Here is a 579-nt window from a genome sequence, read left to right as displayed (position 1 = left end):
CGCTGTGCCGCAACGACGATTGCCTCAGCATCGGCAGCATCGTTTTTCTGCCTTTTCACAAAGGGCCGCACATATTGCGGCGCGATCAGTTTCACCTCATGGCCAAGCTTGACCATTTCCCGCGCCCGGTAGCTCGCGCTACCGCATGCTTCCATCACAACCACAGCAGACGGCTGGCATGCCATGAACTGCCGGAACCGTGACCGCGTTTCTCCGCCTCGGAACATGACGTCTAGCGCTGATCTGCTTGACGACAGCCACCGAGACTCAACGCCCCGCGTCAGATCGCTCTCTGCTTCTGAAGGAAGCCATTAGTTCGGCTCGGGCCTGATCGGAGGCTTGGCTGATGGGCAGCGTGACTCCTGTACCAGCCCTATGACCGAGCCGGTTTTGGAGTGCCTGCCGATCGATGTCGAGGTTGTCGAGGTGCAGCCTGGCTGGCTGCCCCCTTGGCCCCAGTCGTCCGACCAGCGCCCTGGTGCCGTCAAGCACAAAGACGCCGCAATCATAGCCGTTCTGCTGCTGGGTCATGCGGACCGGCTCCAGGCAGGCTCCCAGCCGTCGTGCGAGCTGTGCCGC

Annotated in this window: 2 pseudogenes; one reads left to right on the top strand and one right to left on the bottom strand. The window is 62.2% G+C overall.

From position 1 onward, the window contains the following. Positions 1 to 164 (bottom strand): annotated as a pseudogene (locus tag PU724_RS33880) (IS110 family RNA-guided transposase); the annotation flags it as partial. A gap of 211 nt (positions 165 to 375) precedes the next feature. Here PU724_RS33880 and PU724_RS33875 point away from each other — a divergent pair. After that, positions 376 to 579 (top strand): annotated as a pseudogene (locus PU724_RS33875) (hypothetical protein); the annotation flags it as partial.

The organism is Mesorhizobium abyssinicae, assembly GCF_049887195.1.
In the GTDB taxonomy this organism is placed as follows: domain Bacteria; phylum Pseudomonadota; class Alphaproteobacteria; order Rhizobiales; family Rhizobiaceae; genus Mesorhizobium; species Mesorhizobium abyssinicae.
The sequence above is the reverse complement of the archived record's forward strand: the minus strand, read 5'-3'. Positions and strand labels throughout refer to the sequence as shown.